Here is a 12,960-nt window from a genome sequence, read left to right as displayed (position 1 = left end):
CTCCTTTTCTCATAATTATAGAACATATGTTCCAAATCTTCAAATAATATGTATCGTCTTCATGGCTCTACTCCCTTTTCCAAAGAAAAAATCGCTTTTTTGTTGGGAGTGCTTATGGCATTTGTTATAATTATTGAAGTTTATCTTTATTTATTCAAATAATATAGGGAGTGATACATATGCATTTAAATGAAAAAGAACTGGAAATACTGAGCATTATTGAAACGAACAGCCGGATCGATCATGGCGATCTTGGAAAGATGACCGATCAGTCAACAGATGAAATTGAAACAGCACTTAAAAAGATGGAAGACATGAGGGTGATTGTCCGCTATGCAACGGTCATTAACTGGGCAAAGGTCGATGAATATGAAGGTGTCACTGCGATGATTGATGTGAAGGTGACTCCGAAACGTGGCGTGGGTTTCGATGATGTCGCCCAAAGAATTTATCGATTTAAAGAAGTGGAGTCTGTTTACCTGATGTCTGGGGTATACGATCTATCTGTCGTCGTTAGGGGGCGTTCGATGAATGAGGTGGCAAGGTTTGTTTCTGAAAAGCTGTCCACCCTGGATTCCGTGATTTCAACAACTACACACTTTATTCTGAAAAAATACAAACATGACGGCACCATTTTTGATCAAGTGGAAGAAGACAAGCGAATTGTGGTGTCTCCATGATAAAAACCGGCTACATTTCAAAAACAATAACAGACCTTAAACCATCGGGAATTCGGCGTTTTTTTGATCTCGCTGCGAATATGGAAGGGGTTGTATCCCTTGGCGTGGGGGAACCGGACTTTGTGACATCCTGGTCGATAAGGGAAGCCGCCATCGCATCTTTGGAGGAAGGACGTACCTCCTATACGGCAAACGCTGGATTGTTGGAACTGCGGGAGGAAATTTCCCGATACATGGACAAGGAATTTCGTGTTCCCTATCATCCCGAAAACCAGATTATTGTGACAGTCGGGGCCAGCCAGGCACTTGATATTGCTTTGAGGGCGATTGTAAATCCCGGAGAAGAAGTCCTTGTCGTTGAGCCATGCTTTGTATCGTATGCTCCACTCGTGAGCATGGCCGGCGGGGTCCCAAAAACGATTCATACATTAAAAGAAAATGACTTTAAATTAATGCCGGAAGAGCTTGAGGCGGCTATAACTGCACAAACGAAAGCGATTATGATTTGTTCGCCTAATAATCCGACAGGAACCCAACTAGGAAAAGAAGAATTGATTCACATTGCGGAAGTTATCAAGAAACATGATTTGCTTGTGATTGCCGATGAAATATATGCAGAGCTGGCATATGATGAAGAATTTACTTCGATTGCGGCCATCGATGGCATGATCGACAGAACGATATTGATCAACGGCTTTTCAAAAGGTTTTGCAATGACCGGATGGCGCCTTGGTTTTGTCTGCGCACCAAAGGAAATCTCAGAGGCAATGCTGAAAATACATCAATATACAATGATGTGTGCTTCGACGATAGCTCAATATGCCGCGCTGGAAGCATTAAAAAATGGAATGCCAGATGTTGAAGAAATGAGAAGGAGCTACCTGCGAAGAAGAAATTATATCGTTAAGTCATTTAATGAAATTGGCCTCGAATGCCATAATCCAGGCGGCGCTTTCTATGCTTTTCCTTCGATAGCCAAAACCGGTTTAACCTCACAGCAATTTGCAGAGCAATTGTTGCTTGAGGAACGGGTCGCTGTTGTTCCTGGTGACGTATTCGGAGACAGCGGCGAAGGGCACATTCGCTGTTCCTATGCATCGTCCCTGGAACAGCTGCAGGAAGCAATCAAGAGGATCGAACGTTTTTTGATTAAAAAGAAATAAAAAAAACAGAATTCCGCTTTGTATAGGCTTAATCCATGATTAAGCTTTTTCTGTTTTTTTGATGTATTTTTGAGATAGAGGAATGAAAAGATAGGACGAGGACTGGAAAGTGTAATTGGCAAAAAATCAATTTTGATAAATATTGATATGTATGATATAATTTTATATTGCGTGAAAAAGAGGAAAAATATAATTTATTTAGGAGTGTTACCATGTCTGAAAAATTTGAAGTTGGAACTGTAGTTACTGGTAAAGTAACAGGCATTCAGCCGTACGGTGCGTTTGTTGCTCTTGATGATTCGACACAAGGTTTAGTGCATATTTCCGAAATTACCCATGGTTATGTGAAGGATATCAATGATCACTTAAAGGTAGGAGATGAAGTACAGGTTAAGGTTCTTTCCGTGGATGAAGCGGCAGGGAAAATCGGGTTATCCATCCGGGCTACTGAAGAAGCTCCGGAGCGCCCGGCAGCTCCAGCGAAAAAAGCGCCTAAGAAACGCCAGGCGGCTGTAAAAGCTGGAACAAATGATTCCTCTGAAGGATTTAACACATTAAAAGACAAACTTCAAGAGTGGATTGATCAATCCCAGCGTGAAGATTTAATAAAAAAGTAACTAAGAAAGCCGGCTGAAATGGGCATGGGGTAGGTTCACCATATACGATTGCATGATAATCGTTTACGGATGGCCTAGTCAGACCGTTTTAAGCCGGCTGTTTTATTATTGTAGCGGCTATTAATTATTTTACAAATCAGGTACAGAACAAAAAAGGAGCCAGAGATAATCGTAAGCTGAGGTAATCAAGCGAAAAAAACTTGAATTCAAGCGAAAAAACAGTTAATCGAGCGAAAACAATGTGGATTCAAGCGAAAAAACTGATAATCAAGCGAAAACAGCACTGAATCAAGCGAAAAGATAGATATTCAAGCTGAGACCAACTTGAATTCAGCTATACGAGCTGTAAAAAAGGATCAGGCATAACTTATGGACTGCCTGAACTTGCAGCCCATAAAAAATAGCCGGCGGGTTACCGGCTATTTTTTCTTATCGGCTTGTTTTGGCTTCTGGTTCTTTTGAAAATTCCTGGTTCGGTTTAAATAGAATGCCCAAGTTAATCAATCCGGCAATACCGACCAGACCGTAAATGATCCGGGATAGTCCTGAAGCTTGCCCGCCAAAAATGGCAGCGACTAAATCGAACTGGAAAAAACCGATAAGCCCCCAGTTAATGGCTCCGATAATCGTAAGCACAAGTGCAGTTCTTTGAATGCCACTCATTTGTATGTCCTCCTTAATAGCAGTTTCATTTAATAGGGTGCTTTTCTTGTTCTAAAAATATGCAGAACCTTGGGCTTTTTCTTTGCTGACTAAAAAAGGCAGTCTTTTGTAAAATGACTGGCTTCAACAAGGTGCTTCAGCTTTTCTTAAAAGATAAGAAAGTATAACTTTTTGAACTTAGACTGGTGTCTAACCTTACACCTGCCACCCTCGGGTCATAAGCCAATCAGCTGATGGGGAGAAAACCGCTCCCCATGCATCTGCTTGTCTTATGCCTGTCGGGTGTCTCCTTGGCTAATCAATGCTTTAACTGGAGAACAATTGCTTTGTAAGCCAAGGACCGGTGACGGTATTTCTTTAGTACAATCACATTCTTTGAAATTTAATGTTGAAATAGGCCATAATGAATAAAAAGGAGGTAGCAATATGCAAAACTTTATATATAAAAATCCTACAAAATTAATTTTTGGCAAAGGGCAGGTAGAGCAGCTGAAGGCGGAAATACCACAGTACGGAAAAAGGATCTTGCTTGTCTATGGAGGAGGCAGCATTAAAAAAAACGGCCTTTATGATCAAGTCATTAATCAGTTACAGGAAATAGAAGCAGAAATTCATGAGTTGCCAGGCGTCGAACCGAATCCACGGCTTTCAACAGTTCGAAAAGGCGTTGAAATCTGTAAGGCACAGAATATTGACTTTATCCTTGCTGTCGGCGGGGGAAGTGTCATCGACTGTACCAAGGCTATTGCTGCAGGCGCGAAATTTGAAGGCGATGTATGGGATCTAGTGATCAAAAAGGCACCGGTAAAGGAAGCTTTGCCGTTTGGAACTGTCTTGACGTTGGCAGCCACTGGCTCTGAAATGAACTCCGGTTCGGTGATAACCAATTGGGAAACAAAAGAAAAATACGGCTGGGGCAGCCCACTGGTATTTCCGCAGTTTTCCATCCTGGATCCGGTTAATACGTTTACCGTCCCAAAAAATCAAACAGTCTATGGCATGGTTGATATGATGAGCCATGTGTTTGAACAATATTTTCATCCGAGCACACATGCGCCTTTACAGGATCGTTTCTGTGAATCGCTGTTACGGACTGTAATCGAAACAGCGCCTCAACTCCTGGAAGACCTTGAAAGCTACGAACATCGGGAAACGATTCTTTATTCCGGAACGATTGCGTTAAATGGCTATCTACAGGTAGGCTATCATGGAGACTGGGCAACTCATAACATCGAACATGCTGTTTCGGCTGTTTATGATATCCCGCATGCAGGAGGGCTCGCGATTTTGTTCCCGAACTGGATGAAGCATGTTTTGAACGAAAATGTCGAACGATTTAAACAAATGGCAGTACGGGTATTCAATGTAAATCCGGAAGGCAAGACCGATGAAGAAACAGCCCTTGAAGGCATTGAAAAGCTTCGCGGGTTCTGGAGCAGCCTTGGCGCCCCAACAAAACTTGCCGATTATGAAATTGATGATTCACAAATGGAAACAATGGCTGACAAAGCAATGGTGAACGGTGAATTTGGCAACTTTAAAAAATTGAATCGTGCAGATGTGGTTGCCATTTTACAGGCGTCACTTTGATTATCAGGCCGACTTTCGTTTAAGTGGAAGGGTACTCTTTTAGAAGATGGAGGAACTAATAGATCATGACACATATTCGTTTCGATTACTCAAAGGCGTTGTCTTTTTTCAGGGAGCATGAAATTACATATCTGCAGGATGCAGTTAAAGTGGCTCATCACTCCCTGCACGGACAAAGTGGGGCTGGAAGTAGCTTCCTTGGGTGGATCGACCTGCCTGTTGATTATAATAAAGTAGAGTTTTCCCGTATTCAAAAAGCGGCTGCCAAAATTCAAGCGGACTCGGATGTTTTATTGGTCATTGGCATCGGGGGCTCTTATTTAGGTGCACGCGCAGCTGTTGAGGCTTTGCAGCATAGCTTCTATAATGTTTTGCAAAAGGATAAAAGAAAAATGCCGCAAGTATTGTTTGCAGGAAATAATATTAGCTCGACTTATATGACAGATCTTATCGATTTACTTGAAGGTAAAGACTTTTCGATTAATGTCATTTCGAAATCAGGGACAACGACGGAACCAGCTCTTGCTTTCCGGATTTTTCGCAAACTTCTTGAAGAAAAATATGGCACGGAAGAAGCGCGCAAACGCATTTATGCAACGACTGATAAAGCAAGGGGCGCATTAAAAACGCTTGCTGTTGAAGAAGGGTATGAAACGTTTGTAATTCCGGATGACGTCGGCGGACGCTATTCCGTATTGACTGCTGTAGGGCTGCTGCCGATAGCGGCCAGCGGGGCGGATATTGAGGCAATGATGAAGGGAGCCGCTGCGGCGAGAGAGGATTTCAACAAATCCGAGCTAGCCGAAAACCCGGCTTACCAGTATGCTGTTGTCCGTAACCTTCTTTACAATAAAGGAAAAACAATTGAAATGCTGATTAACTATGAGCCGGGGCTGCAATACTTTGCCGAGTGGTGGAAGCAGCTCTTCGGCGAAAGTGAAGGCAAAGACCAAAAAGGAATCTTTCCTTCATCCGCAAACTTTTCAACGGACCTGCATTCATTGGGACAATACGTTCAGGAAGGCCGTCGTGACCTATTTGAAACCGTAATCAAGGTAGAAAAGGCACGTCATGAATTAACGATTGAAGAAGATGGCAGTGACTTGGACGGTTTGAATTACCTGGCCGGTGAAACAGTGGATTTTGTGAATAATAAAGCATTCGAAGGCACATTACTTGCCCATACCGACGGAGGCGTGCCTAACCTTATTGTCAGCATTCCTTCACTTGATGCCTATACATTTGGCTATCTTGTCTATTTCTTCGAGAAAGCGTGCGCGATGAGCGGCTACTTACTGGGAGTGAATCCTTTCGACCAGCCTGGTGTGGAGGCCTACAAAGTAAATATGTTTGCCCTGTTAGGGAAACCGGGATTCGAAGAGAAGAAAGCAGAGCTGGAAAAGCGCTTGGAGAAATAAGGAATGGATAAAGATTGAAAACCTTGCCGGATATGGCAAGGTTTTTCTCGTTTTTGATATCCTGTTATTTTTTTTTGTTCTCTGGTTAAGCTAAAAAAAAGAGAACAAAGGAGTTTTTAGAATGATTGAGCTTTCTTCCCGACTTGAGGGAAAAACTTTCGTATTGTATGAACTTGAATCCGAGATGAAACCGCTGGGCTATGATATATCTGGGAACTGGGAATATGACCATGGCTATTTTGATTATAAAATTGATGACTCAGACGGTTATCAATTCCTGCGTATCCCATTCCGTGCCGTGGATGGCCAATTGGATTCAAATGGGACGACAGTCGAGTTACAAAAGCCATTCCTGCTTTCGCACCAATATCAGGATGCAATTGATGATGAGGGTAACATCGGCAATATTTCTGCAGCCTTCAATCAATTCCAGGAACCAAAGAACCCGGATGCCGAGTTTCCGGAAAACTACATCGGATTGGGCAAGTCCTTGGTCCATGATCTGGAAAAGCAGCTTCTGGATCAATCTTGAGTATGGATGATTAGCACGCTGTCACCATGATGAACCCTGTAATCAGGAGGAGGCTGGATTACATTCTGGCCTTCCCTCTCTATGCCTACTGCTAGCCTGTTTTGGTCCAGCAAAAAGGGGATCAATTCCTTGAAAGTGAGCCCCTGCCATTCCTGAAGAATAGGAATCGGCCTAAACCTGATTTTACTGTCCTGTTCTTCGGCATCTTCCTCATTAAACTCGGGCACGATTTTATCCAACAAACTTTTTACCATTACTTCACTTGCAAACCGATTGGTTTCAATAATGCCATCAGCACCTGCCCTGAAGGCATTTGCGATCTGTTCCCTTGTCAGTATCTCCGCAAGGCAGAATATGTCTGCCTTTGCCCCCTTTACAGCAAGCAATGTTAAAATCGTGAACATATCAGCCTGAAATTCATCTTGCCTTAAATCGGCAGTGATTAGTACTTTTTCAGCTTTCTTTATGTTTGCTTTGGACAGAACACCATCGTGAGTCGCTTTGCCATGGATAAAATGGACATTCTCTCTTGGAAGGGGATGCTTTTGCAAGGAATCATCAATCAAGACGATAGGGATAATGGGTTCAAGGATTTTCATTTCTCTAATAATTTCTTTGGAACGTTCATTCCAGCCGACAATGATGATATGGCTTTCTCTGGTGAAATCCTTTTTTCCTTCCATATAAAGATGCTCCGATGAAACAGCAACCGCCGCTATCGTAGCAAAATAAGAAGAAACCAGTCCGGCACCGGATAAAATTAAGATAATGCCAATCATTTTCCCTGCAACGGTTGAAGGGGCGAAATCTCCGTAGCCGACTGTAGCTATCGTCACAATCGTCCACCAAATTCCATCGAAAACAGTTCCAAATGTTTCGGGCTCTACTAAATGAATAAGCATCCCAAAACAACACAACACAACAATTATTAATAATAATAACCTAGTCAATCTCGGTAAACGCGGGAAGTTTCCCATATACCTCACTCGTAACATCTCTCATCTCTCCTATCCACTATCATTATGGACAAAAAGAAGCCGTCCCATATCAACAGGATGAGGAAAGCGGGGCAGAGTCAGGTTACATGTTGCTGCTATAAAAAAAAGGCATGACCCAAGCGGAGTCAGCCTCCTGTCTTATGTTCGTTTTCTGACATTGAAGTTATCTCTAATAAGCAGCCAATTCTGCGGGAAAGATAAACCCAGTTTCCAATAGCTCATTCCGCGCAGATTCAATTCCTTGATCAAATCAAATTTAGCCTGGATGGAACGCGCATCCTCGAACCATACCTCATGCCTTCTTCCTTCTTGATCGGTATAGTTAAAGTGAGGTGCCTGGGCATTGTAGTCGTATAGAATAGGTACATTATTGCGGGCGGCGAGTTGTATGGCCTGCTGCGGACTTACGGCTCTCGCTGTCGACCCCTGGACAAAGGGGAGCGTCCAATCATATCCATATAAATTCTGTCCCATCATGATTTTTGAGGAAGGCATTTCGGTAATTGCGTATTCTAACACTCTTCTGACAGGGCCAATAGGAGATACAGCCATCGCCGGGCCGCCGCTGTAGCCCCACTCATAGGTCATGATGACGACGAAATCAACTATTTCTCCATGAGCTTGATAGTCATGGGCTTCATACCAGCGGCCTTGCTGGGTGGCACTTGTTTTCGGTGCGAGGGCGGTTGACAAGAGCCAGCCTTCCTGATTGAACCGGGCCTTTGCCCGCCGCAAAAATTGGTTATATGCCTCCTGGTCCTGGGGCCGTAGATATTCAAAATCAAAATGAATATCCTCAAACCCGTATCTTTGCGCAGTTCTTACAATATTGTCTAGAAACCTGTTTTGGATTTCCATATTATTGAGCAAAATCTGCCCAAGTTCATCGTTAAACTGGTCATTCTCCTGATTAGTGATGACCATCATCAAAACCACATTATTTTCTCTTGCAATTGCCGGAAAATTGTTTAGAAGCGGTTCTCTTAATGTACCATCACGCAAGGCCTGAAAACTGAAAGGAGCTAAATAAGTCAGATTCGGAGCCGCTTGCCTGGAGCTGCTTTCAAGATTAGGGCTGACTGTCGTGCCCCGAGGCTCCACATATGCATTGAATTCTGCATTGGTTTTTGCCTGCGGAGGAATATAAAGCCGGTAGCCAACGCTTAGGCTTTGATTAACCGAGATGCCGTTTATCCTTGCCAGCGCCTCGTAGGGAACACCCACTCTCTGGGAGATCGACCAAAGGCTGTCTCCGGGCTGGACATAGTAATAGCTGCCGGTGATTGGAATTACAAGAGCCTGACCGACAACAAGGTCGTTCGGATTAGGGATTTCATTCGATCTGATCAGCTCGTCAACGTTTACATTAAAAGCCTGTGCGATACTGATAAGAGTCTGATTTTCTCTAACGACATGGATTTGCAAGCGCCTTTCCTCCTTATTAGGGTTATAAAGTGAATGCTACAACCATTGTATGTTCACTAAAAGAGATACATGATATGAAAAAAAACAGTTTAAACGTGACCTTTTCACTTTGTATAAAATGCTACAGAAATTACCATTAATAATTTATTGTAAAAAAACAAATCATTAAAGTAGGAGGTGATAAACATGGCAAGTAACAACAGCAATCAACTACTAGTAAACGGTGCTGAACAAGCACTACAACAAATGAAGACTGAAATCGCTTCTGAATTCGGAGTAAACCTTGGAGCAGAAACTACTTCACGTGCAAACGGTTCAGTAGGTGGAGAAATCACTAAACGTTTGGTACAAATGGCTGAACAACAAATGGGTGGCTCTCGTTAATTAACAACTTAATATTTGAATGGATTGAAAAAGAAGGAGCGGAAGCTCCTTCTTTTTATTGCACATTTTTTTCTGGATCGTGCTGGAATTGAAACCATTTTATTTCATATCCGTATTATAGTAATAGATGAAAAACACTTTGGTAAATTTTAATTGTGTATATATTGAACTGAATTTGGTCATTATAAATGTATCGAGTACGTAACGGTTGAGCCCAAAATTATATATATCCTGAAGGATATATATAATTCAGCCAAAGATTGCAAACCAGATAGATCATTTAGAAATAAATACTCTATCTGTATTCGATCAGAAGGAAGATTTTATATGGTAAAGAAAGGTTTTATGACAGTCGTTTCTCTAGAAGATATTATTGTTATAAGGTCCCAACTTATCATATAGGGTCGAGCGAAGATCATATCGAGTGCCGCAGACTTCATTGAGCAAACGATTCAATTAAAGTTAACGTTCATATACAGCCGAAAGGTTGTATACGGGTGTACAGGTATTTTATATGGTCGAACGAACCATTATTATGAGTGGTGAACTGTTTATTTATGGTCGAAAGATCAAAAATAGGTAATCAACTATTCATAATAGTGCAAGGAAGATCGTTACGTACTCGTGTTCGATACATATTTAATTAAGGATCAGTGAGTAAGCTTACTGATCCTTAATTTTTTTACTACTGAATTAGTAATATCAAATGGTGTTATATACTCAGTTCCTTCCAACCCCTGAATCCACGTCTTTTGCTTTTCTTGATCCTCTAAATATGAAAAAACTATATCAATTAAGAATTAAATTAGTGAAATATTACTGCTCTCTACATAAGCAAAATCATAATATTTAATAGACAATTTTCAATAGGCAGGGTACAATCGATTTTGTGAATAAAGGAATAAATGAGGTGGCACTATTACTATCTGGGAGATTTTTGTTGCAATTGTTCTTGGGCTGGTGGAAGGGCTGACAGAGTTCGCACCTGTTTCATCCACCGGGCATATGATTATTGTTGATGATCTTTGGTTTAAATCAAACCAAATTTTTGGTGATGAAGTGGCGAATGCCTTTAAGGTAGTGATCCAGCTCGGTTCTATATTAGCTGTGGTGGTAATCTTCTGGGACCGTTTCATGGATTTGCTTGGCATAAAAAAAATCAAATCTACGTCGGGTGAATCTGGAAAGAAATTAAATCTGCTGCAAGTTATTGTCGGTCTTTTGCCGGCTGGGGTTTTAGGTGTTTTATTCGAAGACTATATCGATGAATATCTGTTTTCCATCAATACGGTCGCCGTCGGTTTATTGCTTGGCGCTTTTTTAATGCTTGCGGCCGATAAATTTGAATCTAAGGTAAAGGTCCATAAAGCGGATACAGTTGACCAGATTACATACAAACAGGCTTTAGGTGTCGGCTTGATTCAATGCTTGGCACTGTGGCCCGGCTTTTCGCGTTCAGGCTCGACGATTTCCGGCGGTGTTTTACTTGGAATGAGCCACCGTGCAGCATCTGACTTTACGTTTATTATGGCCGTGCCGATCATGGCCGGAGCAAGTCTGTTAAAGGTTGTAAAATATTGGGAGGATTTCACTCCTGATGTTCTTCCGTTTTTTATCGCCGGGTTTATCAGTGCATTCGTTTTTGCATTATTTTTCATTCGCTTTTTCTTGAAGCTTATCAATAAAATCAAGTTAAAACCGTTTGCGATCTATCGAATTGTATTAGCGATTATTTTGTTTATGATAGCTATATAATTACTGTGAGCATTACCGCTATTTTGCGGTAGTGCCTTTTTCTGGTTAAAGGAGAACGTGCTTTTTAAAATACCGAATAAATTATTTTAGTAAAACTTTTAAAGTTTTGTGAACAAGTGGGGAATGATAATAAATATAAAACGCTTACTTGCTTATTTGGTAAGGGTTTAGTAAAAATATTATTTTACCCAATTTTTTTCTGTGAATGTTTGCTGAGAAAAAAAACTTGACTTCAACATTAATCGACAATATACTACAAAACATGAATATTTAGATAACTTCTTTCTTTGATAGACAACTGGGGGATACACATGAATGATATTTTTCGTAAGAAAACCATGAGTGATTTATTGGCGAATAGCCAGAAAAAGGAACTTAACCGTTCATTAAGTTTGCTGGATTTAATTTTTCTTGGAGTTGGCTGTGTCATCGGTACGGGAATTTTCGTAGTTACCGGCGTGGTAGCAGCCGAGAGTGCAGGACCGGCTATCAGTATTTCATTTGTTATTGCCGGAATTGCCTGTGCATTGGCTGCGTTTTGTTATGCTGAGTTTTCTTCAGCAGTTCCTGTCTCCGGAAGTGTTTACACTTATACGTATGCTACTCTTGGCGAGGTTTTTGCCTTTTTAATCGGCTGGGACCTGATGCTTGAGTACGTACTGGCAATATCGGCTGTTTCAACCGGATGGTCTGCTTATTTCCGGTCATTGATAGCTGGTTTCGGGCTGCATGTTCCGGAAATCGTTTCTTCAGCACCAGGGACTGGCAAAGGCGGAATTGTCGACCTGCCTGCGATGCTGATCATCCTTTTGATTACGGCTCTTGTCAGCCGCGGAGTTAAGGAGAGTACACGTTTTAATAACGTAATGGTGCTCATCAAGCTTGCCATTATTTTGATCTTTATCGTAGTGGGCGTAGGATATGTAAAGCCTGAAAACTGGACGCCTTTTGCTCCATTTGGCTTTGATGGAATCATAACAAGCGCTGCCACCGTATTTTTTGCTTACATTGGCTTTGATGTGATTGCGACTGCTTCTGAAGAAGTGAAATCACCGAAAAGAAATATGCCAATCGGGATCATTGCTTCTCTTGCTATTTGTACGATTCTATATATCGGTGTGTCTCTCATTTTAACAGGTATGGTTCCGTATCAACAGTTAAATGTAGCAGATCCGGTTGCAATGGCACTTAGAATTGTCGGGCAGGATTCTGCTGCAGGCATCATTTCTGTGGGGGCAGTAGCAGGGATTACTACCGTTCTTCTTGCTTTGATTTATGCACAGGTCCGCTTAACTTACGCCATGAGCCGCGATGGATTATTGCCTAAAAAAATGGGTGTTGTCCATAAAAAATATAAAACGCCTTTATTTAATACATGGTTAACAGGCTTTGTTGCAGCAGGAATTGCCGGTTTCGTGGACTTAACTACATTGGCACACCTTGTAAATATCGGAACGCTTGCAGCCTTTACATTGGTTTCGCTGGCGATTATTGTCCTGCGCAAGAAGCATCCTGAAATACAGGCATCCTTCCGGGTACCGTTTGTTCCGGTCCTGCCGGTAATTAGCGCCCTTCTATGCCTTTATTTATCTTTAAGCCTGCCGTCCATTACGTGGATTGCATTCTTGATTTGGCTCTCAGTCGGTTTTATAGTTTATATGTTTTATTCGCGAAAACACAGCAATTTGAATTAACAGAATATGTTACTTCAGGGTAGTACCTTAGGACCACCCCT

Annotated in this window: 12 protein-coding genes; 9 read left to right on the top strand and 3 right to left on the bottom strand. The window is 41.8% G+C overall.

The annotated features are described in order from the left end of the window. Positions 1-179 precede the first annotated feature (179 nt). The 3 genes from ELQ35_RS18970 (at position 180) to yugI (ending at position 2,460) form a co-directional block, all read left to right on the top strand. The gene (locus tag ELQ35_RS18970; RefSeq protein WP_126866756.1) at positions 180-680 is read left to right on the top strand and encodes an Lrp/AsnC family transcriptional regulator; all 501 of its coding nucleotides are present in this window, start codon (positions 180-182) and stop codon (positions 678-680) included. Beyond that, complete coding sequence (locus ELQ35_RS18965) at positions 677-1,843, top strand: aminotransferase (RefSeq protein WP_126866755.1); 1,167 nt, start codon at positions 677-679, stop codon at positions 1,841-1,843. Before ELQ35_RS18970 ends, ELQ35_RS18965 begins: the two co-directional genes overlap by 4 nt. A gap of 212 nt (positions 1,844-2,055) precedes the next feature. Then, positions 2,056-2,460, top strand: a complete 405-nt coding sequence (yugI, locus tag ELQ35_RS18960; RefSeq protein ID WP_126866754.1) for a S1 domain-containing post-transcriptional regulator GSP13 — start codon at positions 2,056-2,058, stop codon at positions 2,458-2,460. A 429-nt stretch (positions 2,461-2,889) separates the two neighbouring features. Here yugI and ELQ35_RS18955 read toward each other — a convergent pair whose 3' ends face one another. Beyond that, entirely contained in the window at positions 2,890-3,123 is a 234-nt protein-coding gene (locus ELQ35_RS18955; RefSeq protein ID WP_126866753.1) for a DUF378 domain-containing protein, read from the bottom strand. A gap of 426 nt (positions 3,124-3,549) precedes the next feature. Between ELQ35_RS18955 and ELQ35_RS18950 the strand changes: the two genes are divergently transcribed. From ELQ35_RS18950 to ELQ35_RS18940, 3 genes are all read left to right on the top strand, one after another. Beyond that, complete coding sequence (locus ELQ35_RS18950; RefSeq protein WP_126866752.1) at positions 3,550-4,713, top strand: iron-containing alcohol dehydrogenase; 1,164 nt, start codon at positions 3,550-3,552, stop codon at positions 4,711-4,713. 65 nt (positions 4,714-4,778) lie between these two features. Beyond that, entirely contained in the window at positions 4,779-6,131 is a 1,353-nt protein-coding gene (locus tag ELQ35_RS18945; protein WP_126866751.1) for a glucose-6-phosphate isomerase, read from the top strand. A gap of 121 nt (positions 6,132-6,252) precedes the next feature. Continuing rightward, a complete protein-coding gene (locus ELQ35_RS18940; protein WP_126866750.1) occupies positions 6,253-6,663 on the top strand; it encodes a YugN-like family protein in 411 nt (136 codons plus the stop codon). Here the strand turns inward: ELQ35_RS18940 and ELQ35_RS18935 are convergent. Both ELQ35_RS18935 and ELQ35_RS18930 read right to left on the bottom strand, forming a co-directional pair. Continuing rightward, entirely contained in the window at positions 6,654-7,658 is a 1,005-nt protein-coding gene (locus ELQ35_RS18935; protein WP_126866749.1) for a potassium channel family protein, read from the bottom strand. The two genes, ELQ35_RS18940 and ELQ35_RS18935, sit on opposite strands and share 10 nt — an antisense overlap. A 141-nt stretch (positions 7,659-7,799) precedes the next feature. Beyond that, positions 7,800-9,086 carry a glycoside hydrolase family 18 protein gene (locus ELQ35_RS18930; RefSeq protein WP_126866748.1) on the bottom strand — a complete coding sequence of 429 codons (1,287 nt, stop codon included), beginning with the start codon at positions 9,084-9,086 and terminating at the stop codon, positions 7,800-7,802. A 186-nt stretch (positions 9,087-9,272) separates the two neighbouring features. On the opposite strand from ELQ35_RS18930, the gene ELQ35_RS18925 reads away from it, so the two are divergent. From ELQ35_RS18925 to bcaP, 3 genes are all read left to right on the top strand, one after another. Continuing rightward, positions 9,273-9,470 (top strand): alpha/beta-type small acid-soluble spore protein, encoded by a 198-nt coding sequence (locus ELQ35_RS18925; protein WP_126866747.1) that lies wholly within the window; start codon positions 9,273-9,275, stop codon positions 9,468-9,470. 918 nt (positions 9,471-10,388) lie between these two features. Then, on the top strand, positions 10,389-11,225 hold the full coding sequence (locus tag ELQ35_RS18915) for an undecaprenyl-diphosphate phosphatase (RefSeq protein WP_281278140.1): 837 nt from the start codon (positions 10,389-10,391) through the stop codon (positions 11,223-11,225). A gap of 311 nt (positions 11,226-11,536) precedes the next feature. Continuing rightward, complete coding sequence (gene bcaP, locus ELQ35_RS18910) at positions 11,537-12,919, top strand: branched-chain amino acid transporter BcaP (protein WP_126866745.1); 1,383 nt, start codon at positions 11,537-11,539, stop codon at positions 12,917-12,919. The last annotated feature ends 41 nt before the right edge of the window (positions 12,920-12,960 follow it).

The sequence above is a fragment of the Peribacillus cavernae genome (assembly GCF_003989135.1).
Taxonomy (GTDB): domain Bacteria; phylum Bacillota; class Bacilli; order Bacillales; family DSM-1321; genus Peribacillus; species Peribacillus cavernae.
The sequence above is the reverse complement of the archived record's forward strand: the minus strand, read 5'-3'. Positions and strand labels throughout refer to the sequence as shown.